The following is a 26,125-nucleotide window of genomic DNA, read 5'->3' as shown; positions in this document are numbered from 1 at the left end:
AAGGGCCGCTTCTTCCAGGCGAAGAACGCTTGTTTCGTGAATCCTGGCCTCACCTCTCCGCACCACAGCGACGACATCCCGGCAGAACTCCTCCGGACACGGCCCATGCATAACTGCCATTCCTCCAGCCGCGATCAACGGCCACCGCATGTCAGGAGTCAACCGAACCCTCAACAGTCCCACGTTCCTGATCGCTGGTTCGTCTCTCGGCGAACGAGCTGAGCGTGATGATCGAACTGTGGAAGTCTGCAACCATGAAGATTCTGGTCCTGGGCGGTACGGCATGGCTTAGTCACGAGATCGCGAAAACTCTCCTAGCTCGAGGCCACGATGTCACCTGCGCAGCGCGGGGGTCCGACGCACCACAGGGCGCGCGAGTGGTAAACCTCAACCGCGACCTGGACGATGCCTTGCGGCCTCTCACGGGGCAAAGATGGGATGCCGTCGTCGATGTGGCTCGACAGCCCGGGCATGTGCGTCGAGCTGTCCGCGACCTCGCCTCCTTGGTTGACCGCTACCTCTTCGTTTCGACCGGCAACGTCTATGCCTCCCAGGACGAGGTCGGTGCAGACGAAAGCGCCCCGCTGAACGAGCCGTTGCTTGCAGATACCTTCTCGGACCCGGAAGAGTATGGCCCCGCAAAGGTCGCGTGCGAGAACGCAGTTCTCGCCACCTTTGGCGCTGACCGTTCCTTGATCGCTCGTGCAGGGCTTATCGGTGGTCCAGGCGACCACACGCAGCGCACCACGTACTGGCCCTGGCGTTTTGCTCACCCCGCCAGGGAGGGCTCGGTGCTTACTCCGGACGCTCCTGACCTTCCGGTTGCCGTCATAGATGTTCGCGACCTGGCTCAGTGGCTCGTTCGGTGCATTGAGCGGGCTGCATCCGGCGTTTACAACGCGACGGGGTCGGCGGTCGCCCTTCCCGAGCACCTTGCCGCCGCCCATCGCGCAGCCCACAGCTCGGCAGTTGCCGTGCGCGCGCCCGAGCAGTGGCTGCAAGACCACGACGTCGCGGAGTGGGGCGGCCCTCGCTCGATGCCTCTGTGGCTGATGGATCGTTCTTGGTATGGCTTCAACGGCCGTTCGAATACTCGCGCTGTGGCGACGGGGCTGTCCCTACGGCCTCTCGAAGAAACGTTGCGCGACGGGCTCTCCTGGCGCGAATCCGCGCCAGCCGAAGAGATGAAAGCTGGGCTGGAAGACGCAGACGAGGGGTCACTCCTCAGCGCCCTGGGTCAGCGCTAGCCGGATCGTCGTCGACCACCCACAGGATCGAGAGACAAGTCGCCGTGCGCCAACCGCGCGTTGCCGGCCCGCCGCCTTCATCCGCCGCGGTGCGTCCGCGACTGCACACACGGTCTCACTGGTTAGGGCAGTAGACATAACGCCGAAAAGACGAGGAACGGCGTCATGACAAGGAAGCAAATCATACAGTGATGCCACAAGCCATGAAGGCTGTCGCGACCGCCAACTATTCGGCTGATCACACCTTTAATGAGAGGTGGGAACAGAAACAGCAGTAGCCACGGTGCCACGCTCGAAACGGCGGGCGGCGTCCAGTCAGGGTAGTCATCCCGGTCCAGAGGAGGAAGCCTGACAAGGAAGAACAGGAGGGCAAGAATCGATGCGGGAACGACAGAGAGACAGGTAAGCGTTATCGCTACAAATTTTGCTCCTGCTTCGCGCCTATTTTCTCCCCGCGTGGTCTCAAACGGCGTTTCCACTTCGGAGTCCTCGTCCCAGCCTGGACTGCTGAATCGGATTCTTCTCATGACGCCATCATGCCGCGTCATCAGTGTGTTCACACCACTGCCTGTACCGAACGGCGAAGAGCGCCCGCACGACGATCGGCGAGCGGGCCATAAGACGATCCCCGGACGACCATACGCACGTCTCTCGCGCTACCGGGACGAAGCGACGAGCCCCCTCGAGCCGAAGACTGCCGCACGAGCAGCGGACACCTCCTCGGGGATGCCTCCGGTCACGAATCGCAGCTCAGGCCATCCATGGAATGCCACTGTCGCTTCCACGAGTCGCGGCAGCTTCATCGCCACACTCAACGGAAAGGACGTCTCAGAGACAAGCAAGCCCGGCGATGCCTGTCTCACCGTCCACTGCGAGCGGTATACGTGCTTCCCGTGCCGGTCGAGAGCTGTGCGCTCGACGTCATCACCAATGAACCGGATCGAGACCGTGTCGATCCGGCCCTCGCTCGCGCCGACATCGTTCAGGAGCGGAAGAGTTCCCAAGAACCACGCCCGCTCGAACTCCCCGACGCCGAGCTTGAGTTGCTGCGCTCGCGGAAGACGCATCATCCTCCTCGAACGAACGCGTGTCTACCTCGCCCCGTCGCCCCTCGCCCCTGCTTCTCACGCCGCTGGCCACCCAATTCCCCTACGGGACGAGTAGACAAGGAGTTCCCTGATGAGCGCGGAGGACGCGTCATGACGTGTTACGAGGCTGAAGTACAGAAAACTTCGACGCACGTGAACATGACGGCATCAGAACTCGGGCCCTCTCGACGTGAGGACGAGCAAAGCTTCCTTGCGGTCGAGGTTCTCCGTGAACTAAGCGCACGCAGCGCACGATGCCGCCGAAAGAGACGACGTGGAAGGCGTAGTGCGCGCCAGGGTGACGTCCGCGTGCGGACCCTCGGATGCCGTCATGCTGCGGAGCGCGAAGCCCCCGATCGCCAGAGTCAGCGCGACGAGTCCCCCGATGAGCAGCATCAGGAGGGGGACGACCCAGAGCAGCGCTCGGCGCCGACGGGCGCGGGCCTCCTCGGGAGTCTCGGCGGTCATCCCTCGACCCTAGCTGCCACGGGGACGCCGCGATTCCGCCCGATAAACTCGAGACTATGACCCTGGACTCCGCTCTCTCCGGCGCGCCCGAGAACTCCCCCGGCCCCTCCACGGAGGTCGAGAACCGGCCAGCAGGCGAGTGGTGGCGCACCGCGGTCATCTATCAGATCTACCCCCGCTCCTTCGCCGATGCTGGCGGTGACGGCATCGGCGATCTACCCGGCATCACCTCCCGGCTCCCGAGCCTGGCCACGCTCGGTGTCGACGCGATCTGGCTCTCGCCGTTCATGACCTCGCCCCAAAACGACGCAGGCTACGACGTCGCCGACTATTGCGACGTCGATCCGCTCTTCGGCACCCTCGCCGACTTCGACGCGATGCTCGAGCGGGCGCACGCCCTCGGGATCCGCGTGATCGTCGATCTCGTGCCCAACCATTCCTCGAGCGCGCACCGATGGTTCCAGGAGGCACTGGCCACCCCGGCAGGCAGTGCCGAGCGCGCGCGGTACCTCTTCCGCGACGGCCGCGGTGCCTCCGGCGAGCTACCGCCCAACAACTGGGAGTCGGTGTTCGGCGGCCCAGCATGGACCAGGGTGACCGAGCCAGACGGAACGCCGGGTCAGTGGTACCTGCACCTGTTCGACACGTCGCAGCCCGACTTCGACTGGACGAACGAGTGGGTGCGCGAGCGCTTCCGTGAGGTCCTCCGCTTCTGGCTCGACCGCGGAGTCGACGGCTTCCGCGTCGACGTCGCGCACGGCATGATCAAGGCCGAGGGACTGCCCGACTACACGCCGCCCGCCGACTCCGGCTCGATGGGAGGGGTCGGGCCCGACGACGACCACCCGGCGACCGCCCCCTACTGGGCACAGGACGGCGTGCACGAGATCTACCGCGACTGGCACGCCCTTCTGGCCGACTACCCCGGCGACCGCGTGCTCTGCGCGGAGGCGTGGGTGCAGCCGCTCTCACAACTCGCGCGCTGGGTGCGACCCGACGAGATGCACCAGGCCTTCAACTTCGCCTATCTCGAGACGCCGTGGAGTGGCCCGGCCCTGCGCGACGCGATCGATGCGTCCGTGAGCGCCTTCGCCGCGGTCGGCGCCCCCTCGACCTGGGTGCTGTCGAACCACGACGTGGTGCGGCATGCGAGCCGCCTCGCGCTCACCGCCGAGAATCCGCAGGGCTATGGGATCGGGCCACGCACGCCTGGGCTGCCGGATCCCGCGCTCGGGCTGCGCCGGGCGCGGGCCGCGACGGCTCTGATGCTGGCGCTGCCAGGCTCCGCCTACCTCTACCAGGGAGAGGAGCTCGGGCTCCCCGAGGCAATCGACCTGCCCGACTCCGCACGGCAGGATCCGACCTGGTTCCGCACCGGCGGCGAGCGCTACGGGCGCGACGGCTGCCGCGTGCCGATCCCGTGGGAGGCCGATGCGCCCGCGTACGGCTTCAACGCCACGGGGGCCTCCTGGCTGCCGCAGCCGAGCGACTGGTCGCCGTTCGCTCGAGACTCGCAGGAGGGCGTCGAGGGCTCGACCCTCGAGCTGTACCGTGCGCTCCTAGCCGTCCGGCGGGCCGACGATCTCGGCTCGGGGGCCGTCGAGTGGCTCGACGGCTATCCCGATGAGGTGCTGGCGTTCCGTAATGGCGGTATTACGGTGATCGCGAACGTGGGCTCCGCGCCGGTCGAGCTGCCGGTCGGCTCCGTGGTGCTGTCCTCGGAGGAGCTGCGCGAGCCTGCTCTACCCGCGGACACGACGGTCTGGCTGCGCACCGACTGACGCACGACGGCGGGGGCTCAGCGCCCGGCGTTCGCCATCAGCCAGAGGTAGGAGTCGACCTTCGTCTCACCGTCGAGCCGGATCTCGAAGTGCAGGTGCGGGCCGGTCGACATGCCGGTCGTCCCCACGCGTCCGAGCAGCTGCCCCACCTTCACCGGATCGCCCTCACGGACGGCCGCCGAACCGTGCTGCATGTGCGCGGACACGCTCGAGACGAGCCTGCCGTCGATCTCGTGGTCGACGATCACGTGGACGCCGAGCGAGCCCTCACCGTCGATGACCGTGCGGACGACTCCGTCGGCGATCGCCTGAATGGGCGAGCCGTCGCCCGGGTTGAAGTCGGTGCCTCCGTGGTCGACCGAGCAACCGGCGCAGTTGCGGTAGCCGAAGCGGTCGCCGACCGGCACGCCGACGGCAAAGGGCCACTGCACGGAGGCGTTCGGGTCGTTCGTGAATCCGGCGTCGGAGGTGCGCACGATGTCGCCGACGTGTGTCTGCGTCTTCTTCTCCTGCACTCCGAAGCCGTCGCGCGCCGCCGACTCCGCGCTGACGTCGCCCGCGACGAAGGTCTGTGCCCCGCGAGACGAGTCGGTGCCTCCGAGCATGCTGCGCGCCTGCACGTCCTCGGCCGTCAGGAGGGACGTGGCCGGGAACGACGTCGCGGCGACGATGGCGGCGACGAACGAGAGCGCGACCAGGCCGCCTGCCCGTCGAAGGCCCCGCACCGGAGGAGCAGAAGCAGCCCGCGGCGCTGCGACGGGGGCGGGAGCACTGCGCACCGCCGCGATGCGCGCCTCGGCCTCGCGCAGACCTGCCACGTCCTCGCCCTCGACACTCGCACCGCTGGCGGGCTCGGCGTCGACGACGGCCGAGTCGCCCCGGGCAGAGTCACTACGGGCCACATCGCCATCGGCCTGAGCCGCAGCGCCCGCCTCGGCCCGCTCGCGCTCGCGCCGTTCACGGCGGGTGAGAGGTGGAGTGGATTCGCCGGGGCTCGGTGCGGAGGCAGCGGGGGCGGGCGAATCGAGGCTCACGAAATCGGGATCTTCCGTCGGGGACAGGCGGAGGAGGGGCACATCCGCGGGGGGACGGAGCGCCGCTCCGATTCATGATCGCAGCCTGTGCGAATGTCACGAATTCATAAAGGATACCCACGGGCACGGCGAGCTGGCCAGAGCGGCGGGAGTTTCCGTGGTGGACACCCCCTCGCGAAGGGCCGCTCCGCATCGACCTCGGGGGCGCCTCCGCACCAGCCGGCCGTGGGTCACGCCTCGTCGGCGCGCAGCTCCCGAAGCAGTTCTTCGAGCTCGCCGAAGAGCGGCTCTGGTGCTGCCACGAGGAGCTCCCCGCTCGCCGGCCGCCCCTCGAGCCCTGCCACGCGCGCGCCCGCCTCCTGAGCGATGAGCGCTCCTGCCGCGAGGTCCCACGGGTTGAGCCCCCGTTCGAAGTACGCGTCGAGGCGGCCGGAGGCGACGGCACACAGGTCGAGCGCGGCCGAGCCGATCCGGCGGATGTCGCGCACCGATCCGAGAAGCTCACGCACGATCGCTCCCTGGCGCATGCGCCGACCGGCGTCGTAGCCGAAGCCGGTGCCGACGAGGGCGAGCGCGAGCGAACTCGGGGAGGAGACGCGTAGCGTCACCCCGTCGCGCTGGGCGCCTCCGCCACGGCTCGCGGTGTAGACCTCGGCCGTGGCCGCGTTGACGACCACGCCGACGAGAGCGGTCCACGTGGCGGGGTCCGCTTCGCCCTCGACGACGGCGATGCTCACCGCGTAGGCGGAGATCCCGTAGAGGTAATTGACCGTGCCGTCGATCGGGTCGACCACCCAGGTGAGGCCGCTGGTGCCGCCTCCCGCGCCCGACTCCTCCCCGAGGAACCCATCGTCGGGGCGCGCCTGCGCGATCCTCCGACGGATGAGCTGTTCGACCTCGCGGTCGGCCGCGGTCACGACGTCCTCCGGCGAGGACTTCGAGGCGGCGATCTCGACGCCATCCTCCCTGCGCTGCCGGGCGAGATGCGCCGCCTCGACGGCGATGGAGCGGGCGATGGCGAGGAGGGAGGCGGTGTCGCGCATGCGCCCAGCCTACGGAGCACGCGCGGCAGAGACACCGCCTCCCGTGCCGAGACACCACGGCGTCCACGGTGGCTCGGCGAGAGTCCGCCGTCTCGGCAGGCGGGGCCGCCGAGCGTGCTCGCACGGCATCATGGAGGGATGACCGCTGCGATCGCCCTCACCGGAGTCACCGGGGCGGTGGGCGGTCGCGTCGCCCGTCTGCTCGCCGCCGACGGCCTCCCCCTCCGCCTCCTCGCCCGCGATCCCGCCCGTGTGCCCGCCCTGCCGGGCGCCGAGGTCGAGCGGGCCTCGTTCCTCGAGGCGGGCCGAGCGCTCGAAGGCGTCCGACTGCTACTGATGGTCTCCGCCTCCGAGAACGAGGAGCGCCTCGCGGAGCACCTCGCGTTCGTCGAGGCGGCCGCCGCGGCGGGCGTCGAGCACATCGTCTACACCTCGTTCGCGGGCGCCTCCCCCACTGCCACCTTCACGCTCGCGCGCGATCACGCCGCGACCGAGGAGGCGATCCGCGCCTCGGGCATGGAGTGGACTTTCCTCCGCGACAACCTCTACCTCGACTTCGTGCCGGCGATGCTCGGCGAGGACGGTGTCCTCCGCGGACCCGCGGGCACGGGCCGCGCCGCCGTCGTTGCCCGGGCCGATGTCGCCCGCGCGGCCGCGGCGATTCTCCGGGCCCCGTGGCCGCACCGAGGCACGGTCTACGAGCTCACCGGCCCGGAGGCGCTCACCTTCGCCGAGATCGCCGCCTCCCTCACGACGGCGGGTCGCCCCGCGATCTTCGTCGATGAGACGCTCGAGGAGGCGTATGCCTCGCGCCGCCGCTGGAACGCCCCGCGCTGGCAGGTAGACGCCTGGGTCAGCACGTATACGGCTGTCGCGGCCGGCGAACTCGCCCACGTCTCGCGCGACGTCGAGCGGCTGACGGGCCGCCCCCCGCTATCGCTGGCGGAGTTCCTCGCGTCCGGGGGCTGACGCTCCTCACGGCGCGCAGCACTCACGACGGCGACAAGCCCCGCCGCCTCCGAAGAGGTTCGAGCGGGGCTTCGAATGGTGGCGAGTGAGGGATTCGAACCCCCGAAGGCTACGCCGTCTGATTTACAGTCAGATCCCTTTGGCCGCTAGGGTAACTCGCCGCGGCGCACCCGACAGCGTGTTCACAACCGGAGGCGCTGGACAAGGATACCCGCGCCGCGAGCGGATCGGAAATCGGAGCGGACGGCGCGCTCACGAGACGTCCGAGGCGTACCGCGACGCCGCCTCCGCGACCTTGTCGGCGTAGCTCGCGGCAGGGTTGTAGGCCGCGATTGCCGCGCGCCAGCCCGACTCGGTCGAGAGGTCGCCGCCGGCGGCGCAGAGGTAGCGCGCCGCGGTCACAGCCTGCTGGTCGATGTTCTGCGGGTCCCAACCCGGCGAGGCCCAGGCCATCCAGGTCGCGGGGATGATCTGCAACGGCCCCATCGCACGGTCGACCTCGGGGTCTCCGTCGAGGGCTCCCCCGTCGTGATCGTCGACGCGATCGAAGCGCGTGCCGTCGAGTCGGGGCCCGAAGATCGGCTCGGTGGGGCGACCGTCGTCGCCGAGCTCGCCGCCGTCGATCGTGCCGTGCCGACTCTCGACGTAGCCGATCCCCGCGAGCGTCGCCCAGTCGAGCCTGCACCCGGGGTCGACGGAGGAGGTGAGCAGCGCCGCTCCCGCGTAGGCGGCGAGCGCACGCCGTGGGACGCCGCTGGACTCCGCGGCTCTCGTGAGCCACTCCGCGCTCGTGAGGCGTCGCACCGGCGTCTCTTCGGCGACGGAGGCGTCCGCGAGCAGCGCCGGATCGGCCGCGGCGGGAGTCGTGGCCGCGGGAGGCACCGTCAGCACCCCCTGATCGACGGCGACCGTTCCGCTCGTACAGCCGGCGAGTGTCGCCGTCCCGAGCACGACAACGAGAGCTGAGAGGGGGCGCATCCGTCCAGAGGTACCAGCGCCACCTGAGGCAAGGCTCCACCAGGCCCGAAAGCTAAGCTCGGAGGCATGGCAGATTCAACGTTCGACGTCGTCAGCAAGATCGACAAGATGGAGGCGGACAACGCCCTGAACCAGGCCCACAAGGAGGTCGAGCAGCGCTACGACTTCAAGAACGTCGGCGCCTCGATCGCCTGGAGCGGCGAGAAGATCCTCATCAAGGCCAACACGGAGGAGCGGGCGAACGCCATCCTCGACGTCTTCCAGTCGAAGCTCATCAAGCGCGGCATCAGCCTTAAGAGCCTCGACGCGGGCGAGCCGTTCGCCTCAGGCAAGGAGTACCGGATCGAGGCGACCCTCAAGGAGGGCATCGACCAGGAGCACGCCAAGAAGATCAACAAGCTCATCCGTGACGAGGCGCCAAAGTCGGTCAAGTCGCAGATCCAGGGCGACGAGCTTCGTGTCTCGTCGAAGAGCCGCGACGACCTCCAGGCGACGATGGCACTGCTGCGCGGGGCCGACCTCGACCTCGACCTCCAGTTCGTGAACTTCCGCTGAGGGATGTCGCCTCAGGGAGCACGCATGACCGCCGGGATCGACGAGCCCGACCGCCGGGGCCGGACCGGCCTCGACCGCGAGGGGTTCGACCTCACCGGCAACCCCGACGTCGTGGTGAAGGAGGTGACCCTCCTCTCGAGCCACTGGTACGTCCTCCGCTCGACACGGTTCGAGTACCGCCACCGTGATGGCCGCTGGACCACCGAGCACCGCGAGACCTACGACCGCGGAAACGGCGCGGCGGTGCTGCTATTCGACCAGGAGGCGCGCACGGTCATCCTCGTCCGCCAGTTCCGCTACCCGACGTACGTCAACGGCAACACCGACGGCATGCTCCTCGAGGTGCCGGCCGGTCTGCTCGAGGAGGATGGCCCCGAGGAGGGCGCGCGCCGCGAGGCGTCGGAGGAGACTGGACTCGCAGTGGGCCGCCTCGAGCACGTGTTCGACGCCTACATGAGCCCCGGCTCGGTGACCGAGAAGCTGCATTTCTACGCCGGCCGCTACCGCGCGGGGTCCCGCGAGGGAGCCTGGGCAGGGCTGGCCGACGAGGGCGAGGACACCGAGGTGGTCGAGCTCTCGTTCGACGAGGCACTGACCCAGATCGGCGTGCAGATCGTCGACGCGAAGACGATCATGCTCCTGCAGTGGGCCTCCCTGAACGGACCGTTCTCGCGCTGAGGGGGAGGCGTGGCGCCGGTCGTCACGTCAGATAGTCGGCGAGCGCCTTCCCCGTCAGCGTGTCGGCGCCCGCGAGCTCGCGCGGCGTGCCCTCGAAGACGATGGAGCCTCCCTCGTGCCCGGCGCCGGGGCCCACGTCGATGATCCAGTCGGCGTGAGCCATCAGTGCACGGTGATGCTCGATGACGACGACCGAGTTGCCGGAGTCGACCAGCCGGTCGAGCAGACCGAGGAGGGTGTCGACGTCGGCGAGATGCAGCCCGGTCGTCGGCTCGTCGAGCAGATAGATGGAGCCCTTCGAGGCCATGTTGATCGCGAGCTTCACGCGCTGGCGCTCGCCTCCCGAGAGCGTGTTGAGCGGTTGTCCGAGGGTCAGATAGCCGAGCCCCACGTCGACGAGCCGGGCCAGCACGACGTGGGCGGGACCGGAGCCGAAGAACTCGGCCGCCTCGACGATCGGCATCGAGAGCACCTCGTGGATGTTCTTGCCGCGCAAGCGGTACTCGAGGACCTCGGCCGTGAAACGCTTGCCCTCGCACTCCTCGCACACCGACGACACGGTCGCTGCGGGGCCCAGCTCGGTGAAGAGGAGCCCGGCGCCCTTGCAGACGGGGCAAGCGCCGGCCGAGTTGGCGCTGAACAGAGCCGGTTTCACACCGTTTTCCTTGGCGAACGCCGCACGGATGGCGTCGAGCACTCCCGTGTAGGTCGCCGGGTTGCTCCGCCGCGAGCCCCGGATGGGCGACTGGTCGGCGACGATCACTCCCGCGCGCTTCGCGAGCGAGCCGTGCAGGAGAGAGGATTTTCCCGAGCCGGCGACCCCTGTGACGACCGTGAGCACCCCGAGCGGGATATCGACGTCGACACCGCGGAGATTGTGGGTCGCCGCGCCGCGGATCTCGACCGCTCCTCGGGGCGAGCGCACCTGCTCCTTGAGCGGCACCCGGTGGCCGAGGTGCTTGCCGGTGAGGGTGTCGGAGGCGCGCAGCCCCGCGACCGTGCCTTCGAACCGGATCTCACCGCCGGCTCCTCCCGCCCGCGGCCCGAGATCGACGACGTGGTCGGCAATCTCGATGATCTCGGGCTTGTGCTCGACAACCAGCACCGTGTTGCCCTTGTCGCGCAGCTGCCGCAGCAGCTCGATGACGCGCGAGATGTCGTGCGGATGCAGGCCGGCCGTCGGCTCGTCGAACACGTAGGTGATGTCGGTGAGGCTCGACCCCAGGTGCCGCACCATCTTGACGCGCTGCGCCTCGCCTCCCGAGAGCGTGCCCGCCTCGCGGTCGAGCGAGAGGTAGCCCAGGCCCACCTGCACGAGCGAGTCGAGCGTGTCGACCAGGGTCTGGACGATGGGCGCGACGGAGGGGTCGCGCACCTCCCGCAGCCACCCGGCCAGATCGCTCGCCTGCATCGCCGAGCACTCGGCGATGGTGCGTCCGCCGACCAGCGACGAGAGAGCCGCGCGCGTGAGTCGCGCTCCCCCGCACTCGGGGCAGGCGGCGAAAGTGGCCACCCGCTCGGCGAATGCGCGGATGTGGGGCTGGGCCGCCTCCTTCGCGAGGTAGAGGCGGGTGACCTTCACCACCAGACCCTCGTAGGTCATGTTGATACCCGCGATCGGCAGCTTGGTGGCGGGCTTGTAGAGGAAGTCGGCGAGCTGGTGCGGAGTGAAGTCGGCGATCGGGACGTCGGAGGGATAGAGCCCCGACTCGGCGAGGCTCTTCCAGTACCAACCGCCGACCACGAAGTTGGGGATCGCGTCGAGCGCGCCCCCCTCGAGCGACTTCGAGCGGTCGAACAGCGCGTCCAGATCGATGCTCGAGGCTCGGCCCGTGCCCTCGCACCGCGGGCACATGCCCTCGGGCAGGTTGAACGAGAATGCCCCGCTCGTGCCGACGTGCGGCTCGCCGAGCCGGCTGAAGAGGATGCGCAGCATCGTGTAGGCGTCGGTCGCGGTACCGACGGTCGAGCGGGCGTTGGCCCCCATCCGCTCCTGGTCGACCACGATAGTCGCCGACAGACCGTCGAGCGACTCGACGTCGGGACGCGCGGGCGAGCCCATGAACTGCTGCACGAAGGCGGAGTAGGTCTCGTTGATGAGCCGCTGCGACTCGGCGGCGATCGTGCCGAAGACGAGCGACGACTTGCCGGACCCCGAGACGCCGGTGAACACGGTGATGCGCCGCTTCGGAATGTCGACATCGACTCCGCGCAGGTTGTTCTGGCGCGCGCCGCGCACCCGAATGAGGTCGTGGGTGGTCATGCTGTCTCCTCCTGAGCGGTGCCCGCAGCATAGAGGAGACGTGCGACATCGCGACGGCCCTCGGTCAGCGCCGGAGGGCCGTCGACGTCAGAAGGAGGCGCGTGGTCAGCCCGCGACCGACTCCGCCCGCGAGATCGCGATCATGTCCTCGCGCGGCACGACCTTGATCCGAGCGCGCCCTTCGGAGGCACCGAGCGCCCTCTCGTGCCCGTCGAGACGGTGCCACCCGTCGAGATCGGTGTACGCGATGCCCCGCTCCTCGAGCAGCGCCACGACAGCAGACTCCTCGGGGTGCGCCGGCGTCCACCAGGAGGCCTGGTCGTTGAGCACGTGCGCCACGGTCTCCATCGCATCGGACTTCGTGTGGCCGATCAGGCCGACCGGGCCGCGCTTGATCCAGCCCGTCGCGTAGACGCCGTGGACCTGCTCGTCCTGGTCGTCGAGCACCTGCCCCTCCCGGTTCGGGATCACGCCGCGCTTCTCGTCGAACGGCAGTCCGTCGAGAGGCGAGCCGAAGTAGCCGACCGCGCGGTAGACGGCCTGCACCGGGATCTCGCGGATCTCGCCCGTGCCGCGCACCCCGCCCTGGCCGTCGGGAGCGGTGCGCTCGTAGCGGATCGCTCCCACCCGGCCCGTCCCGTCGTCGACGAGCTCGAGCGGCTTCGCCCAGAAGTGCAGGTGGAGGCGCCGCGACGCGCCTCCGACCTCGCGCGTGCGCCACTGGTTGAGCACGCGATTGATGACCATGACCTGCTTATTGGTGTCGATCGCCGCCTGCGAGGCGGGGTCGAGCTCGAAGTCCTCGTCGGCCACGACCATGTCGACGTCGCGCAGCTCGCCGAGCTCGCGCAGCTCGAGCGGAGTGAACTTGACCTGCGCCGGTCCGCGCCGCCCGAAGACGTGCACGTCGGTCACGGGCGAGGCCTTGAGGCCCTCGTAGACGTTCGCCGGAACCTCGGTGGACAGGAGGTCGTCGGCGTGCTTCGCGAGCATCCGCGAGACGTCGAGCGCGACGTTGCCGTTGCCGATCACGGCGACGGAGGCGGCCTCGAGCGGCCAGGTACGCGGCACGTCAGGGTGACCGTCGAACCAGCTGACGAAGTCGGCCGCTCCGTACGACCCCTCAAGGTCGACGCCGGGCACGTCGAGCGGAGCGTCGCGCACGGCACCGGTCGCGAAGATCACCGCGTGGTAGTGGCGCTTGAGGTCGTCGAGCGTGATGTCGGTGCCGAAGTGCACGTTGCCGAAGATGCGGATGTCGCCGCGGTCGAGCACCTCGCGGAGGGCAGTGACGATGCCCTTGATGCGGGGGTGGTCCGGAGCGACTCCGTAGCGCACGAGCCCGTACGGTGCCGGGAGGTGCTCGAACAGGTCGATCGAGACGTCGTACTTCTTCTCGGCCTTGATCATGAGGTCGGCGGCGTAGATGCCCGCGGGCCCTGCGCCGACGATGGCCAGCCTGAGCTTGGTCATGGTGTTCCTCCTGCCGGGGCGCCGCAGCGCACGTCCGGTCTCATTCCTGCGGCGCCAGGATGCGCCGCGACGGTCGGGGTCAGCCGTTGCGGTCGACGACAGTGTCGGCGAAGCGCGTGAGCGCCTTACGGACCGAGCCGTCGGGCAGCGGGGCGAGGGCGGCGACCGCCTCGTCGGCCCAGCGATGGGCCTCGGCGAGGGTCTGCGCCGTCACGTCGTGGTCGCGCAGCTGCGCGATGGCATCCGAGATGTCGGCGCTCTGCTCCTCGGTGTGCGCGATCTCGTCGTTCGATCGACTCACGTAGCTCTCGATCCGCGCGAGCAGCACGGCCGCCTCGCGGTCGGCCGAAGCCCGCTCACGCAGGCGGAGGATCGGAAGAGTCGAGACGCCCGCGCGGATGTCGGTGCCCGGATTCTTGCCGGTCTCCTCCGGCTGGGGTGAGAGGTCGATCACGTCGTCGACGATCTGGAACGCGACGCCGATCTTCTCGCCGAAGACGCGCATCGCCTCCTCGTGCTCGGCCGGCCCGTCGGCGAAGACGACACCCGTGCGACCCGCGGCGGCGATGAGGGAGCCCGTCTTGTCGGCGAGCACCGAGAGGTAGTGCTCGACCGGGTCCTCTCCGTCGACCGGCCCCACCGTCTCGTGCAGCTGCCCGAGGACGAGCCGCTCGAAGGTGTCGGCCTGGAGGCGGATAGCACGGTCGCCGAGCTCGACCATCAGCTGGTTGGCGCGCGCGAACAGCAGATCGCCCGTGAGGATCGCGACGTTGTTGCCCCACACCGTCTGCGCAGACGGAACGCCGCGCCGCTTCTCCGCCTCGTCCATGACGTCGTCGTGGTAGAGCGAGGCGAGGTGGGTGATCTCGATCGCCTGAGCGCCGAGCAGCACCTGTTCGGTGTTGCCACGGCCCAGCTGCGCAGCGAGGAGGGTGAGCATCGGGCGGACGCGTTTTCCTCCGGCCTCGAGGAGGTAGCGCGTCGACACGTCCGCCACAGCGTCGGCGAACGAGAGCTGGCGCACGAGACCCGACTCGACCCGCTCGAGGCCGTCGTCGATCGTCCGCGCGAGGGCGCGATCGGAGGCGGAGGCGAAGATGCGCTCGGAGAGGCCGAGCTGCGCCGTCAGCGACGGGCTGCGGCGGGCGACGGGCGCAGTGGCTTTCACAGGGAAACCCTAACGTCTCGCCCTGGGCGGGCGGCGGCGACCATCAGAGGGAAGCGATCGGCTTGATTCCGCGGTGCAGAGCCACGACGCCCGCCGTGAGGTTGCGGTAGGCGACGCGCTCGAAGCCCGCCTCTCGGAGCCACTGCGCCACGACGCGCTGCGCGGGCCACGCACGGATCGAGTCGCCGAGGTAGTCGTAGGCGGGGTCGTTCGACGAGGCGAGCCGGACGATGGCGGGCATCACCTTCGAGAGGTAGACGTCGTAGGCCGCGGCGAGCGGTGCGAGCGGAGGGGTCGAGAACTCGCAGATCACGACACGGCCGCCCGGCTTCACGACACGGAAGAACTCGGCGATCGCCACTCGCGGCTCGGCCACGTTGCGCAGCCCGAACGAGATCGTGACCGCGTCGAAGAAGTCGTCGTCGAACGGCAGGTCCATCGCGTCGGCGTGGACGAACTCGATGCGCTCGTCGTCGGCGTGACGGCGGCGGCCGACCGAGATCATCCCGCGCGAGAAATCGGCCGCGACGACCCGCGCGCCAGACCGCGCGAGGGACGCGCTCGAGGTGCCGGTTCCCGCCGCGACATCGAGGATCCGCTCGCCCGGAGCCGGGTTGACCGCGCGAGTCGTCGCGATGCGCCAGAGGCGGTCGTTGCCGACCGAGAGGACCGTGTTCGTCAGATCGTAGGCGGGGGCCACCGTGTCGAACATCGCCGCGACCTCGTCGGGGCGCTTGGTGAGGTCTGCCTTCGTCACGATCATCGAGTCTAGGCCGAGAAGGCGGGGCGGCGGCTGTGCATCCGCCGCCCCGCGTGCTCCCCCGACGGATCTTCCGGGGGAACGGGAGCCGGGGCCGTCGTGCTCCGCCTCGCCCGGCGGCCCCGAACCGGATCACGGTAACAACGGCCTCCCTCCGCCTGCCCCTGAAGGCGTAGGACGTCTCACTTCCTGGCGCGGCGTACTCTCTAGGAGTGACGCTCATCGGCGCGGGGGCTCGTCCTCTCCATGCGGAGACGACCCCGCTGGACCTCCCGCAAGAGCTCCTCCCCACCCCGTTGGTGGGCTTCGGCGACGCGCAGCGTCCCCTCCTCTGGCAGCGTGCGGGAGCCGGCCTCGCGGGGTACGGGGAGGCGCTGCGCCTCGAGTTCACGGGACCGACGCGGATGAGGGACGCGGCGCAGGCGTGGCGAGAGCTGTCGGCCTCCGCCACGGTCGACGACGAGCTCGAACTGCCGGGCACGGGGCTGGTGGCCTTCGGCGCCTTCGCCTTCTCGAGCCGCTCACGCGCGAGGAGCCTCCTGATCGTGCCGCAGACGGTGATCGGCACTCGGGGCGGCCACTCCTGGCTCACCCGCATCGCGCCCGCCGGCGAGGCATTGCCCGACGGCCCCGTCATCGCACCGCTGGGCGCCGCCTCCGTCACCGCGCTCGTGCCCGGAGCGATGACGCCGGAGGCGTACCGAGCGGCCGTCGCCTCCGCCGTGGCGACGATCCGCGGAGGCGGGACGGGCTCGGGAGGCGAGACCGGCCACCTCCTCGAGAAGGTCGTCCTTGCCCGCGAGCTGCGAGGGAGGTTGGGGCCCGACGCGGACGTGCGTCGCCTTCTCGGGTCTCTCGCGTCGGCCTACCCCGACTGCTGGACCTTCGCTGTCGACGGCTTCGTCGGCGCCAGCCCGGAGACGCTGGTCAGCGTCGACAGGGGGAGGGTCTCGGCGCGCGTCCTCGCCGGCACCGCCGCCCGCGGGACGGACGCCATGAGCGACCGCCGCGCGGAGGAGGCGCTCCTGGACAGCGCGAAGGACGGCGCGGAGCACGCCTTCGCCCTCGCGAGCCTCCTCGACGCCCTCCACCCGCACACCCGCGCCCTCTCGGCCTCTCCCCGGCCCTTCGCCCTCGAACTTCCCAATCTGTGGCATCTCGCGAGCGACGTGGAGGGCACGCTCGACGACTCCTCCTCGGCCCTCGATCTGGTTGATGCCCTGCACCCCACCGCCGCCGTCGCCGGCACCCCGACCGCCGAGGCGCTCGACCTGCTCGACGCGCTCGAGCCCTTCGACCGCCGGCGGTACGCGGGCCCTGTCGGGTGGATCGACGGCGCGGGAGGCGGCGAGTGGGCGGTCGGGCTGCGCAGCGCCGAGATCGACGCCGACGGCACGATCACAGCGTGGGCGGGCGCGGGGATCGTCGCTGACAGCGACCCGGACGCGGAGCTGGCCGAGACCTCCATGAAGTTCAGGCCGATGCTGGACGCTCTGGGCTGAGGCACCGCCCCGGTCTCCGCGTCGGCGCCGGGTCAGCGCGAGAGCGGCACCTCGACGATGCCCGGCCCCTCGCCCGGGGAGGTGAGCGCCTGCTCGAGCTCCCCGCGGGTGACCGCACGACGGTGGCTCCAGCCGTAGGCCCGCGCGAGGGACTCGAGGTCTGCGCTCTGCGGAGTGAACTGGACCCGGTCGAAGGCGGCCGGAGTCGAACTGCGCGCGACCTCGAGGCCGTCGAAGATGGTGCCGCCTCCGTCGTTGACCACGACGAGCTGCACTCGCGGGCGCCGCTCCCCCGGCGCGAGGAGGAGGCCTCCCGCCTCGTGGAGCAGGGTCAGGTCGCCGAGGACGGCGCGGGTGACGCCTCCCGCCCCGCTCCCCTCCGACTGGGAGGCGATCGCGAGGCCGAGTGCGGTCGACACGGTGCCGTCGATGCCCGCCAGCCCGCGGTTGGCATGCACGGCGATCTTCTTGCCGGGGAGGGAGGCGTCGGCGACGCGGATGAGCCGCGATGCTCCGAAGAGCAGGCGATCGTGCGGCCAGGTGACCCGCCAGACGGCCGCGACCACGAACTCGCGGGTGAGCGGCGCACGCACGGCCGCGAGGGCGTTGCGAGCGAAGCCGCGGCGGTCCTCGATCGACATCGAGCCTCCGTCGGGGGTTTCCTCGAGGGCGTCAGGATCCGCCGACGCGAGAAGCGCGCGGCTGGCGGCGACCCACGAGCCGGCCCAGGCCCGCTCGGAGCGATCTGGCCTGGGCGACCCCTCCGCTCGCACGACCTCGACGGCGGGGACGCGCCGCGCGCGCCGGCCGGGGTTGTAGAACTGCTCGCGCCGGGAGTCGACCACGATCGCCTCCACGTCTGAGCGACGCAGCAGCTCCGGGACCTCGCGCGAGAGCGTCGGATGCCCCAGCACGATCGCCCGCCGGATCCTCCCGCCAAACTCGGGCTCGGCGAGCAGCCGCCGCCAGGCGACGACGAGCTGCGGGCCGAAGCGCGCTCCGGAGGAGACCTCGGCCAGGAGCGGCCAGTCGCCCGCGTGCGCCACGGCCTCGGCCTCGGGCCCCGCCTTGTCGCCCGCGATGACGACGGTGAGCGGCTCCCCCGGCCCGGCGAGCACGGTCTCGGGAGGCGCCGCCTCCACGGGAGCGAGCGCCTCGCCCTGCGGAGGCGTCTCGAACGCGGGCAGCGCGGAGGACAGCGGATCGCGGAAGGCGAGGTTGAGGTGCACCGGGCCGCTCCGGGCGGCGGCGACCGCGCGATCGGCCAGGGTGCGCGCCTCCGCGGAGAGCGACTGTGCCTCGGGGGCGCCGACATCCTCGAACAGCCTCACCGCGGGGCCGAAGAGCTCGCGTTGGTCGGTGGTCTGGTTCGAGCGGATGCCGCGGAGCTCGTCGGGACGATCGGCCGTCAGCACGATGAGCGGCACATCCGAGGCATCGGCCTCGAGGACGGCGGGGTGAAGGTTCGCCGTGGCGGTGCCCGACGTCGTGATCACGAGCGCGGGCATCCGGGACTCGAGGGCGAGACCGAGGGCGAGGAACCCCGCCGAGCGCTCGTCGACGCGCACGTGGAGGCGGATGCTCCCGCGCGTCTCGAGCTCGGCCGCCACCAGGGCCAGCGCCTGAGAACGCGATCCTGGGGCGACGACGACGTCGCGGATCCCGAGCGCGACGAAGCGGGTGAGGAGGTCGACCGCGAAGCGCGTGGAGGGGGCGACCGGAGGGTGGTCAGGCATCCCGGCGACCGGGACCGTCGGCCTCTCCCGGCTCGTCGAGGTCGGCCAGGTCGCGCTCGAGCTGGGCGATGCGCTCCGCCTGCTCGCGCTCCTTCTGCGGGTCTTGGTCGCGGCGCAGGGTGCCGAGGAAGTCGGGGTCGTCGTCGGGAGCCGTGTAACGGCGGCCACCGTCGCGGCTCTTGCGCGGACGACCGATCCAGAACCAGAGGGCCGCGCCGATGAGAGGGAGGAGCAGGACGACCAGGAGCCACCCCCACTTGGGGATCGCGCGCACCGCACGTCGGTCACTCAGGGCGCAGTCGATCACGGTGTACACCGTGAAGACGACGAGGGCCACGAGCAGGCCGATAACGAGGCGGATCATGCGGTCGAGTCTACGTCCGGCACCCGATCGGGAGGCTCCGGCGCGGAGGCTGGACAGGAGGCTCCCACGGTGCTCACGGGACCGCAGCGCGAACGCGACGTACACTGACCCGGTGAAACTGAGCCGCACGATCGCCGTCTACTCGCTCCTGCGTCTGGCGATGTTCGCCGGTGTGTTCGTGCTGGTGTTCTTCCCCGCGCAGAGCTTCGTCGACTCCGAGCTCACCGCCGCTGTCACCGCGGGATTCGTCGCGGCGATCGCGAGCATGTCGCTCTCGTACATCCTGCTGCGGGCGCCGCGCGAGCGGATCGCGCAGGCCCTCTACGAGAAGCGCAAGAACGTTCCGCGCACGCCGACGGACGACGATGTCGAGGACGCGGCGGTCGACGCCTCCCGCGAGCGGCTGTAGCTCGCGCGACCGGCAGAGCGTGACGAGCGGCCGAGCGTGACGAGCGGCCGGCCTCGCCGGACTCCTCAGAACGCCAGCGCGGCCGCCAGGATCGCCGCGTACGCGAGCCCGCCCAGGCTCGTCAGCTGCAGCGCGAGGAGGAGCTCCTTGGCTGTGCGCGCCGTCAGCGTGATCAGGATCGCCGGGAGAATCGCGAGCAGCACGAACAGCGTCAGCCACGCGAGCGGGTAGAACAGCGCGAGGATCACGGCGATCGCGAAGGGCACCAGCACGAATCCCGTGTAGACGGCCCGCGACACGGCAGGCCCGATCAGCACGGCGAGCGTCCGCTTGCCCGAGAGGCGGTCGGTCGGGATGTCGCGGATGTTGTTCACCATGAGCACCGCGCAGGCGAACAGGCCCGCCGCGACCGCGCCGAGCCACGACTCCTGATTGGTGCGGCCGATCTGCACGAAGGTGGTTCCGACCGTGGCGACCAGCCCGAAGAAGACGAACACGAACAGCTCGCCGAGCCCGAGATAGCCGTAGGGTCGGCGCCCGCCCGTGTAGAACCAGGCGGCGGCGATGGCCGCGGCACCGACGAGCAGGAACCACCAGTAGCCCGAGAGGATCGTGAGGATGAGCCCCGCCGCAGCGGCGACTCCGAAGAAGACGAGGGCCACGGTGAGTACCTGGCGGGGCTTGGCCGCGCCCGAGCCGGTCAGCCGCGAGGGACCGACGCGGTTCGCGTCGGTGCCGCGGATGCCGTCGGAGTAGTCGTTGGCGTAGTTCACGCCGATCTGCAGGGCGAGCGACACGACCAGACACAGGAGGGCGCGCACCCAGTGCCACCCCCCGTCGACCACCTGGGTCGCGCCGGTGCCGATGAGCACCGGGGCGATGGCGAGCGGCAGTGTGCGGAGGCGGGCGCCGGCAATCCACTCGCGGGGCCCCGCGGGCTTCGACTCGACACGACGAGGGGTGCCGCCGGGACGGCCGCTGCGGGACCTGGCGCTCTGTTTCTTCTTGCGACTCGTACTCGACACGGAGGGCATCCTACCGAGTGGCCTCTCCGCACCGCGGACGTCCCGGTCGCTCTCGGGCCGAGAGATCAGACCGCGCCGAGCGCGCGCTCGAGCGCACGGCGATCGGGCTTGCCCGAGCCGAGCAACGGCACCGCCGGCACGGTCAGCACCGCGGCGGGCGCCGCCGCCCGGCCGAGGCGGTCCGCGACCAGCCGGCGCAGCACCGCGAGCTCGACGGAGGCGGTCGTGACGACCACCGGCACCTCGCCCCACTGGCTGTCCGCTCGCCGCACGACGACCGCGTCGGGCACCGCCTCCTCCCGCACTACCCCCTCGACGGCATCGAGCGACACCTTCTCACCGCCCGACACGATCACCCGATCGAGCCGGCCGGTCACCTGGAGGCGCCCGTCGACGATCGCTCCGGCATCGCCCGTGCGGTACCAGCGCTGCCCGTCGAGCGTGACGAAGGCGGAGGCCGTCCGCTCCCGGTCGAGCCCGCCCGCCGCGTCGAGATATCCCTCCGCGAGCGTCGGCCCGCCGAGCAGCACCTGGCCGTCCTCCACGCGCATCCTCACGCCGCGCAGCGGCTCGCCGTCGTAGACGCAGCCTCCCGCCGTCTCGCTCGAGCCGTAGCTGAGACGGATGCGCGCACCCACCGCCGCTGCGCGCGAGCGCAGCTCCTGCGGCGTCGCCTGGCCCCCGATGAGGAGCGCGTCGAACGAACGCACCGTCTCGGCCGCGGCCGGATCGCGCTCTGCCAGGTCGAGGAGGCGCGCCAACTGCACCGGCACGAGAGAGGAGTAACGGCGCTCCCCCTCGGGCATCGTGCGCGCGAGCGCCAAGAACTCGGCCGCGTCGAAGCGGCCGGGAGGCAGGACCCTCGGCTCCGCCTCGGCCGAGAGGGAGCGCACGAGTACCTGCACTCCCGCGACGTAGTGAGTCGGGAGGCAGAGCAGCCAGCGGCCGGGTCCGCCCAGCTCGGCGAGCGTCGCGGAGGAGCTCGTGAGCAGGGCCGCGGTCGAGAGGGCGACGCGCTTGGGCGGCCCCGAGGATCCCGAGGTCTCGACGACGACCGCGACGCGCTGCGGGACGACCGCGCCGGCACCGACCGCCTCCGCACCGGCCGCAGGGGAACCGGGAGCGGAGACCCGGATCGCCGGCCCGCTTCCGTCCAGCGCCGCGCGCAGGGCGATCAGCACCGCGTCGGGAGCCGCCTTGACGCCGAGAAGGAGACGAGTCACCTCCGCGCCACCGGGCTCAGAACTGCCACGGGAACGGCGACCAGTCGGGTTCGCGCTTCTCGAGGAAGGAGTCGCGGCCCTCGACGGCCTCGTCGGTGCCGTACGCGAGGCGCGTGGTCTCTCCCGCGAAGAGCTGCTGGCCGACCAGGCCGTCGTCGACCGCGTTGAAGGCGTACTTGAGCATCCGGATCGCAGTGGGCGACTTGGTGAGGATCGTCTCGGCCCACTCCACGGCCGTCGCCTCCAGCTCGCCGTGCGGCACGACGGCGTTGACGGCACCCATCTCGTAGGCGCGCTGGGCCGAGTACTCCCGCGCGAGGAAGAACACCTCGCGAGCGTTCTTCTGCCCGATCTGGCGGGCGAAATAGGCGGAGCCGTAGCCTGCGTCGAAGGAGCCGACGTCGGCATCCGTCTGCTTGAAGCGGCCGTGCTCGGCCGAGGCGATCGTCAGGTCGCAGACCACGTGCAGTGAGTGGCCGCCGCCCGCCGCCCAGCCCGGGACCGCGGCGATGACCACCTTGGGCATGAACCGGATGAGGCGTTGGACCTCGAGGATGTGCAGCCGGCCGTTGCGTGCGGCGTCGATGCCCTCGGCGGTCTCGCCGTCGGAGTAGCGGTAGCCGTCGCGCCCGCGGATGCGCTGGTCGCCTCCGGAGCAGAACGCCCAGCCGCCGTCCTTCGGGCTCGGGCCGTTGCCGGTGAGGATGACGACTCCGATGCGCGGATTCGTGCGGGCATCCTCAAGAGCTCGGAACAGCTCGTCGACGGTCCGCGGCCGGAAGGCGTTGCGCACCTCAGGACGATCGAAGGCAACGCGGGCGATGCGGCCCGAACGGTCGTGGTGGTACGTGATGTCGTCGAGACCGTCGAACCCGGCGACGGGCGCCCAGCGGTCCGCGTCGAAGAGTTCGGAAACCTGCGTGCTCATGCTGTCGACCCTACTGATGCAGGCGTCGGGGCCCGCTCCCTACGAGCGGGCCCCGACGCGCGCGGTGCTCTACTTCGACGCGCTGGTGCGACGGTTCTCGGCCGACACCATCCAGGCGAACTGCTCCAGGCTCTGGATGATCGCGTGCAGGAGATCCGCGCTGGTCGGGTCCTCCTCGTCGACACGATCGTGCACCTCGCGCATAGTCGCGGCGGTGTTCTCGAGGCGGACCGTGATCAGGTCGACGGTCTCGGCCGTGTCGATCTCGCCGTGCGGATACTCGGGGAGGGTGGTGGTCGCGGCGACGGTGTCGCTACGGCCGTCCGGGATTCCGTGCAGGGCGCGCATGCGCTCGGCGACGTCGTCGCTGAACTCGCGCGCGGCCTCGATGATCTCGTCGAGCTGCAGGTGAAGGTCGCGGAAGTTCTTGCCGACGACGTTCCAGTGGGCCTGCTTGCCCTGCACGTGGAGCTCGATCAGGTCGACGAGGACGATCTGGAGGCTGTCGAGCAGTTCCTTCGAGGCCTTGAAGCCCTTCTCGGCGTTCTGGCGGCGGCTGGTCTTGGCACCGGAGCCCGCGGGGGCTTCGACGTGGCGTTCGAGGGTGGTGGTCATGGACCGTTCCTTTCTCTTGCAGTGCCGGGGTGCGGTGACCCGCTCCCCAGTGTGGCTTCTTCGGCTGGGCGCCCCCCGGATGTGGGACGCGCAGGGTCAGAGGGTCGCAACCGATCCGGAGTCGACGCGGTAGTTCGATCCGTTCACGAAGGAGGCTCGGTCGGAGCAGAGGAAGGCGATGACGGCCGCGACTTCCTCCGGCTCGCCCCGGCGCTTGAGCTCCATGTACGGGCGCTTCTCGTCGAGGAACGACGAGATCGCCTCGTCGGCCGAGGTCCCCCGCTGGTCGGCGCGTCTCTGCATCATCGCGTCGGTCATCGGGGTGTGGATGAACGCGGGAGAGACCGTGTTCACCAGCAGGCCCTCTTGCGCGTAGGAGCGCGAGAGGCCCTTGGCGAAGGCGAGGACGCCCGCCTTCGCGGCGCAGTAGGGCAGCTCGTCGTCGTAAGGCTGCACCGCGTCCTCGGAGGCGAGGAGCACGAGTCGGCCCCAGCCTCCCGCGCGCAGATCGGGCAGGAACTCGCGCACGAGCCGCACCGGCCCCAGCAGATCGACCTCGAGGGTGGTGGTCCAGCCCTCGTCGTCGATCTCGTGGAACAGACCCTGCGCCCCGGTGATCCCGGAGCACTGCACGAGGATGTCGATCTCGCCGACCGACTCGGCGACGCGGCGGTGTAGCTCGGCGAGCTGCTCCGTGCTCGTGACGTCAGCGGCGAACGCGTGCAGGCGCCCCTCCGGCGCATCGAGCCGGGCAGCAGCCTCGTCGAGCGCCCCCTGGTCCTTATCCGAGATCACGAGAGTGACGCCCTCCGCGAGCAGCAGCTTCGCGGTGGTCCAGCCGATGCCGGAGTCGCCTCCGGTGACGAGGGCGGTGCGGCCGGTGAGTCCGAGGTCCATGGGGCGGGGTCTCCTTTGCAGCTGCGGTTCGAGGGGGCGATACCGGTCTACGCTCCCCTGCGCTGCTCCCTCAACGGGTTGCGCCGACGCTGCGGACGGGGTTACGGGCCGCCGGTCCTCTCGGGCGCGAGCTCCTCGATCGTGATCGCGGCGTTGATGAGCGCCAGATGACTGAGCCCCTGGGGGAGGTTCCCCCAGAACGCGAGATCATCGACCGCGACCATCTCGGACATCAGGCCGACATCGTTCGGGATCGTCGCCACCAGTTCGTCCATCAGCGCAACAGACTCGTCGTGCCGGCCCACGCAGGCGAGCGCCGAGACGAGCCAGAACGAGCACGCGACGAAGGGATGCTCCTCGCCCTCCATCCCGGAATAGCGGAACAGGAGTGCACCGCGGCCCAGCTCCGCCACCAGCGCGTCGATCGTCGAGATCATCCGCTCGCCGCGCTCGTAGCCGCTCGGAGCGTGCAAAAGCACGGAGGCGTCGAGCTCCTCGCTACCGGGGAACATCACGTACGAGCCCCACGTCTCCGACCAGCAGTTCTCCTCGATCCAGTCGCGGATGCGATCGCGCTCGAAACGCCAGCGGTCGGGGCTGCCGGCGACCTGCCCGAGCTCGGCGAGGTGCACGGCCGCGTCCAGCGCCTGCCAGCAGCCCATCTTCGAGGAGGTGTAATGCTGCTCCTCCTCCAACTCCCACATCCCCGCGTCGCGATTGCGCCAGAGGTCGCAGGTGGTGTCGGCCACCCGCGCAAGCAGCTGCCCCGTCTGGATGTCGAGCACGTTCCCCTCGTCGACGTAGATGCGGCAGATGTCGAAGAGGTCGCCGAAGACGCCGAGCTGCACCTGACGCTGCGCACCGTTGCCCGAGACGACCGGACCGATCCCCGCATAGCCCGGGACGTCGTACTCGCGCAGCCCCGCGGGCATCGAGCCGTCGAGGCCGTAGAAGATGTGCAGTTCCGGCCCGTGCTCCTTGATCGTGCGCAGGAGCCACGAGAGCGCCGCGTGCGTCTCCTCCCGCAGGCCGAAACGCACGAGAGCGTGTGCCGTGTAGGCGGCGTCGCGCACCCAGGCGAAGCGGTAGTCCCAGTTCTTGCCGCCGAGCGGCGACTCGGGGAGGGAGGTGGTCGCGGCCGCCGCGATCGCTCCGGTGGGCGAGTAGATCAGCAGCTTCAGGGCCAAGGCGCTGCGCTGCACGGCCTCCGCCCACGGGCCGTCGTACGAGAACTCCTCCGACCAGTCCTGCCAGCTGCGGACGGTGCGGTCGATGCCACGGTCGACGTTCTCGGCGACGGGGAAGTGCAGGGGCTCGTCGTGCGTCGCCGAGACGACGAGCACGTGGCGTGACTCCGGCCGGGCGAGGAACGAGCCGGTGAGCGCGTCGCCCGCTCCCGAGGGGGCATGATCCCCGTCGGGCCCGTGATCGTGGCCCGTGACGCCGATGGTCACGTCGCCGGCACGGATCAGGGAGCGTCCGTCGGCGTTCTGGATCCACGGCGAGAACGTGCCCAGCCCGGTGCCCGGGCGTACAGCCCACCGCATCCGCACCTCGCCGACCACGCCGTCGATGCGCCGTGCGAGCTCGGCCCACGGGAGTCGTCCCGCGATGCCGGTGACGAGCGCGTCCGTCACCCGCACGGTCCCCGACGCCGTCGTGAAGGTGGTCTCGAGGACGTTCGTGTCGTGCAGGTAGCGGCGCGTGGTCTCGGCGGGCTCCTCCGGAGCGAGCTCGACGCAGCCTCCCGAGCGACCGTCGACGAGCGCGGCGAAGGCGGGCGTCGAGCCCAGATCGGGCACCGGCATCCAGTCGACGCTGCCGTCCGAGGCGATCAGGGCGACGGTGCGCCCGTCGCCGATCGCCGCGTAGTCGCGCAGAGGTCTGGTCGCTCGGGGTTCCGCCATTCCCTCACGGTAGG

24 protein-coding genes and 1 tRNA gene are annotated in these 26,125 nt (G+C 70.4%); 7 read left to right on the top strand and 18 right to left on the bottom strand.

What is annotated here, in order from left to right; genetic code table 11:
• Nucleotides 1-227: 227 nt before the first annotated feature.
• The gene (locus ITJ45_RS12430; RefSeq protein ID WP_228493888.1) at nt 228-1,247 is read left to right on the top strand and encodes an NAD-dependent epimerase/dehydratase family protein; all 1,020 of its coding nucleotides are present in this window, start codon (nt 228-230) and stop codon (nt 1,245-1,247) included.
• Nucleotides 1,248-1,903: 656 nt separating this feature from the next.
• Here the strand turns inward: ITJ45_RS12430 and ITJ45_RS12425 are convergent.
• Both ITJ45_RS12425 and ITJ45_RS12420 read right to left on the bottom strand, forming a co-directional pair.
• Entirely contained in the window at nt 1,904-2,317 is a 414-nt protein-coding gene (locus tag ITJ45_RS12425; protein WP_194609874.1) for a hypothetical protein, read from the bottom strand.
• Between the two features lie 252 nt (nt 2,318-2,569).
• Nucleotides 2,570-2,803 carry a hypothetical protein gene (locus tag ITJ45_RS12420; protein WP_194609876.1) on the bottom strand — a complete coding sequence of 78 codons (234 nt, stop codon included), beginning with the start codon at nt 2,801-2,803 and terminating at the stop codon, nt 2,570-2,572.
• A 56-nt stretch (nt 2,804-2,859) separates the two neighbouring features.
• Between ITJ45_RS12420 and ITJ45_RS12415 the strand changes: the two genes are divergently transcribed.
• Nucleotides 2,860-4,584 carry a glycoside hydrolase family 13 protein gene (locus ITJ45_RS12415; protein WP_194609879.1) on the top strand — a complete coding sequence of 575 codons (1,725 nt, stop codon included), beginning with the start codon at nt 2,860-2,862 and terminating at the stop codon, nt 4,582-4,584.
• A 17-nt stretch (nt 4,585-4,601) separates the two neighbouring features.
• Here ITJ45_RS12415 and ITJ45_RS14355 read toward each other — a convergent pair whose 3' ends face one another.
• Together ITJ45_RS14355 and ITJ45_RS12405 are read right to left on the bottom strand one after the other, a co-directional pair.
• Nucleotides 4,602-5,618 carry a M23 family metallopeptidase gene (locus ITJ45_RS14355; RefSeq protein ID WP_194609881.1) on the bottom strand — a complete coding sequence of 339 codons (1,017 nt, stop codon included), beginning with the start codon at nt 5,616-5,618 and terminating at the stop codon, nt 4,602-4,604.
• A 230-nt stretch (nt 5,619-5,848) separates the two neighbouring features.
• On the bottom strand, nt 5,849-6,661 hold the full coding sequence (locus ITJ45_RS12405) for an inositol monophosphatase family protein (protein WP_194609884.1): 813 nt from the start codon (nt 6,659-6,661) through the stop codon (nt 5,849-5,851).
• 138 nt (nt 6,662-6,799) lie between these two features.
• On the opposite strand from ITJ45_RS12405, the gene ITJ45_RS12400 reads away from it, so the two are divergent.
• Entirely contained in the window at nt 6,800-7,630 is an 831-nt protein-coding gene (locus ITJ45_RS12400; RefSeq protein WP_194609886.1) for an NAD(P)H-binding protein, read from the top strand.
• Between the two features lie 76 nt (nt 7,631-7,706).
• Here the strand turns inward: ITJ45_RS12400 and ITJ45_RS12395 are convergent.
• Both ITJ45_RS12395 and ITJ45_RS12390 read right to left on the bottom strand, forming a co-directional pair.
• Nucleotides 7,707-7,791: transfer RNA gene (locus ITJ45_RS12395), tRNA-Tyr, on the bottom strand.
• Between the two features lie 91 nt (nt 7,792-7,882).
• Nucleotides 7,883-8,608 carry a murein transglycosylase gene (locus tag ITJ45_RS12390; RefSeq protein WP_194609889.1) on the bottom strand — a complete coding sequence of 242 codons (726 nt, stop codon included), beginning with the start codon at nt 8,606-8,608 and terminating at the stop codon, nt 7,883-7,885.
• 66 nt (nt 8,609-8,674) lie between these two features.
• On the opposite strand from ITJ45_RS12390, the gene ITJ45_RS12385 reads away from it, so the two are divergent.
• Both ITJ45_RS12385 and ITJ45_RS12380 read left to right on the top strand, forming a co-directional pair.
• The gene (locus tag ITJ45_RS12385) at nt 8,675-9,163 is read left to right on the top strand and encodes a YajQ family cyclic di-GMP-binding protein (protein WP_104346501.1); all 489 of its coding nucleotides are present in this window, start codon (nt 8,675-8,677) and stop codon (nt 9,161-9,163) included.
• 24 nt (nt 9,164-9,187) lie between these two features.
• The gene (locus tag ITJ45_RS12380; RefSeq protein WP_194609913.1) at nt 9,188-9,841 is read left to right on the top strand and encodes an NUDIX domain-containing protein; all 654 of its coding nucleotides are present in this window, start codon (nt 9,188-9,190) and stop codon (nt 9,839-9,841) included.
• A 22-nt stretch (nt 9,842-9,863) separates the two neighbouring features.
• Here the strand turns inward: ITJ45_RS12380 and ITJ45_RS12375 are convergent, their stop codons facing one another.
• The 4 genes from ITJ45_RS12375 to ITJ45_RS12360 all read right to left on the bottom strand — a co-directional run bounded on the left by ITJ45_RS12375 (nt 9,864) and on the right by ITJ45_RS12360 (nt 15,502).
• Nucleotides 9,864-12,104: an ATP-binding cassette domain-containing protein gene (locus ITJ45_RS12375; RefSeq protein WP_194609915.1), complete on the bottom strand. Its 2,241-nt coding sequence runs from the start codon at nt 12,102-12,104 to the stop codon at nt 9,864-9,866.
• Between the two features lie 105 nt (nt 12,105-12,209).
• Nucleotides 12,210-13,577 carry an FAD-dependent oxidoreductase gene (locus ITJ45_RS12370; protein ID WP_194609917.1) on the bottom strand — a complete coding sequence of 456 codons (1,368 nt, stop codon included), beginning with the start codon at nt 13,575-13,577 and terminating at the stop codon, nt 12,210-12,212.
• Nucleotides 13,578-13,656: 79 nt separating this feature from the next.
• Nucleotides 13,657-14,745: a polyprenyl synthetase family protein gene (locus ITJ45_RS12365; RefSeq protein WP_194609919.1), complete on the bottom strand. Its 1,089-nt coding sequence runs from the start codon at nt 14,743-14,745 to the stop codon at nt 13,657-13,659.
• Between the two features lie 43 nt (nt 14,746-14,788).
• On the bottom strand, nt 14,789-15,502 hold the full coding sequence (locus ITJ45_RS12360; protein ID WP_194609921.1) for a demethylmenaquinone methyltransferase: 714 nt from the start codon (nt 15,500-15,502) through the stop codon (nt 14,789-14,791).
• Between the two features lie 215 nt (nt 15,503-15,717).
• Here ITJ45_RS12360 and ITJ45_RS12355 point away from each other — a divergent pair, with 215 nt between their 5' ends.
• A complete protein-coding gene (locus ITJ45_RS12355) occupies nt 15,718-17,007 on the top strand; it encodes an isochorismate synthase (RefSeq protein WP_323742993.1) in 1,290 nt (429 codons plus the stop codon).
• Nucleotides 17,008-17,039: 32 nt separating this feature from the next.
• On the opposite strand, the gene menD is transcribed toward ITJ45_RS12355, so the two are convergent.
• Nucleotides 17,040-18,743, bottom strand: a complete 1,704-nt coding sequence (gene menD, locus ITJ45_RS12350; RefSeq protein WP_194609923.1) for a 2-succinyl-5-enolpyruvyl-6-hydroxy-3-cyclohexene-1-carboxylic-acid synthase — start codon at nt 18,741-18,743, stop codon at nt 17,040-17,042.
• Nucleotides 18,736-19,107: a PLDc N-terminal domain-containing protein gene (locus ITJ45_RS12345; protein ID WP_194609925.1), complete on the bottom strand. Its 372-nt coding sequence runs from the start codon at nt 19,105-19,107 to the stop codon at nt 18,736-18,738. Before ITJ45_RS12345 ends, menD begins: the two co-directional genes overlap by 8 nt.
• 112 nt (nt 19,108-19,219) lie before the next feature.
• Here ITJ45_RS12345 and ITJ45_RS12340 point away from each other — a divergent pair, with 112 nt between their 5' ends.
• A complete protein-coding gene (locus ITJ45_RS12340) occupies nt 19,220-19,516 on the top strand; it encodes a DUF4229 domain-containing protein (protein ID WP_194609927.1) in 297 nt (98 codons plus the stop codon).
• A 65-nt stretch (nt 19,517-19,581) separates the two neighbouring features.
• Here the strand turns inward: ITJ45_RS12340 and ITJ45_RS12335 are convergent, their stop codons facing one another.
• The 6 genes from ITJ45_RS12335 to ITJ45_RS12310 all read right to left on the bottom strand — a co-directional run bounded on the left by ITJ45_RS12335 (nt 19,582) and on the right by ITJ45_RS12310 (nt 26,111).
• Nucleotides 19,582-20,550 carry a 1,4-dihydroxy-2-naphthoate polyprenyltransferase gene (locus tag ITJ45_RS12335; RefSeq protein WP_194609930.1) on the bottom strand — a complete coding sequence of 323 codons (969 nt, stop codon included), beginning with the start codon at nt 20,548-20,550 and terminating at the stop codon, nt 19,582-19,584.
• A 56-nt stretch (nt 20,551-20,606) separates the two neighbouring features.
• Nucleotides 20,607-21,764, bottom strand: coding sequence for an AMP-binding protein (locus ITJ45_RS12330; RefSeq protein ID WP_323742994.1), 1,158 nt, complete (start codon nt 21,762-21,764; stop codon nt 20,607-20,609).
• A 16-nt stretch (nt 21,765-21,780) separates the two neighbouring features.
• On the bottom strand, nt 21,781-22,692 hold the full coding sequence (locus ITJ45_RS12325) for a 1,4-dihydroxy-2-naphthoyl-CoA synthase (protein WP_194609932.1): 912 nt from the start codon (nt 22,690-22,692) through the stop codon (nt 21,781-21,783).
• Between the two features lie 69 nt (nt 22,693-22,761).
• Complete coding sequence (locus tag ITJ45_RS12320) at nt 22,762-23,307, bottom strand: Dps family protein (RefSeq protein ID WP_194609934.1); 546 nt, start codon at nt 23,305-23,307, stop codon at nt 22,762-22,764.
• A 96-nt stretch (nt 23,308-23,403) separates the two neighbouring features.
• Entirely contained in the window at nt 23,404-24,204 is an 801-nt protein-coding gene (locus tag ITJ45_RS12315; RefSeq protein ID WP_194609936.1) for an SDR family NAD(P)-dependent oxidoreductase, read from the bottom strand.
• A 101-nt stretch (nt 24,205-24,305) separates the two neighbouring features.
• A complete protein-coding gene (locus tag ITJ45_RS12310; RefSeq protein ID WP_194609938.1) occupies nt 24,306-26,111 on the bottom strand; it encodes a glycoside hydrolase family 15 protein in 1,806 nt (601 codons plus the stop codon).
• Nucleotides 26,112-26,125: the final 14 nt, after the last annotated feature.

It is taken from the genome of Rathayibacter sp. VKM Ac-2879 (assembly GCF_015351245.1).
Lineage (GTDB): Bacteria > Actinomycetota > Actinomycetes > Actinomycetales > Microbacteriaceae > Rathayibacter.
The sequence above is the reverse complement of the archived record's forward strand: the minus strand, read 5'-3'. Positions and strand labels throughout refer to the sequence as shown.

Bases quoted from the DNA above. Each gene is read 5' to 3' on its own strand.
- ITJ45_RS12430 (WP_228493888.1), top strand. From the start codon at position 228: ATGATCGAACTGTGGAAGTCTGCAACCATGAAGATTCTGGTCCTGGGC.
- ITJ45_RS12425 (WP_194609874.1), bottom strand. From the start codon at position 2,317: ATGATGCGTCTTCCGCGAGCGCAGCAACTCAAGCTCGGCGTCGGGGAG.
- ITJ45_RS12420 (WP_194609876.1), bottom strand. From the start codon at position 2,803: ATGACCGCCGAGACTCCCGAGGAGGCCCGCGCCCGTCGGCGCCGAGCG.
- ITJ45_RS12415 (WP_194609879.1), top strand. From the start codon at position 2,860: ATGACCCTGGACTCCGCTCTCTCCGGCGCGCCCGAGAACTCCCCCGGC.
- ITJ45_RS12405 (WP_194609884.1), bottom strand. From the start codon at position 6,661: ATGCGCGACACCGCCTCCCTCCTCGCCATCGCCCGCTCCATCGCCGTC.
- ITJ45_RS12400 (WP_194609886.1), top strand. From the start codon at position 6,800: ATGACCGCTGCGATCGCCCTCACCGGAGTCACCGGGGCGGTGGGCGGT.
- ITJ45_RS12390 (WP_194609889.1), bottom strand. From the start codon at position 8,608: ATGCGCCCCCTCTCAGCTCTCGTTGTCGTGCTCGGGACGGCGACACTC.
- ITJ45_RS12385 (WP_104346501.1), top strand. From the start codon at position 8,675: ATGGCAGATTCAACGTTCGACGTCGTCAGCAAGATCGACAAGATGGAG.
- ITJ45_RS12380 (WP_194609913.1), top strand. From the start codon at position 9,188: ATGACCGCCGGGATCGACGAGCCCGACCGCCGGGGCCGGACCGGCCTC.
- ITJ45_RS12375 (WP_194609915.1), bottom strand. From the start codon at position 12,104: ATGACCACCCACGACCTCATTCGGGTGCGCGGCGCGCGCCAGAACAAC.
- ITJ45_RS12370 (WP_194609917.1), bottom strand. From the start codon at position 13,577: ATGACCAAGCTCAGGCTGGCCATCGTCGGCGCAGGGCCCGCGGGCATC.
- menD (WP_194609923.1), bottom strand. From the start codon at position 18,743: ATGCCTGACCACCCTCCGGTCGCCCCCTCCACGCGCTTCGCGGTCGAC.
- ITJ45_RS12345 (WP_194609925.1), bottom strand. From the start codon at position 19,107: ATGATCCGCCTCGTTATCGGCCTGCTCGTGGCCCTCGTCGTCTTCACG.
- ITJ45_RS12335 (WP_194609930.1), bottom strand. From the start codon at position 20,550: ATGCCCTCCGTGTCGAGTACGAGTCGCAAGAAGAAACAGAGCGCCAGG.
- ITJ45_RS12325 (WP_194609932.1), bottom strand. From the start codon at position 22,692: ATGAGCACGCAGGTTTCCGAACTCTTCGACGCGGACCGCTGGGCGCCC.
- ITJ45_RS12320 (WP_194609934.1), bottom strand. From the start codon at position 23,307: ATGACCACCACCCTCGAACGCCACGTCGAAGCCCCCGCGGGCTCCGGT.
- ITJ45_RS12315 (WP_194609936.1), bottom strand. From the start codon at position 24,204: ATGGACCTCGGACTCACCGGCCGCACCGCCCTCGTCACCGGAGGCGAC.
- ITJ45_RS12310 (WP_194609938.1), bottom strand. From the start codon at position 26,111: ATGGCGGAACCCCGAGCGACCAGACCTCTGCGCGACTACGCGGCGATC.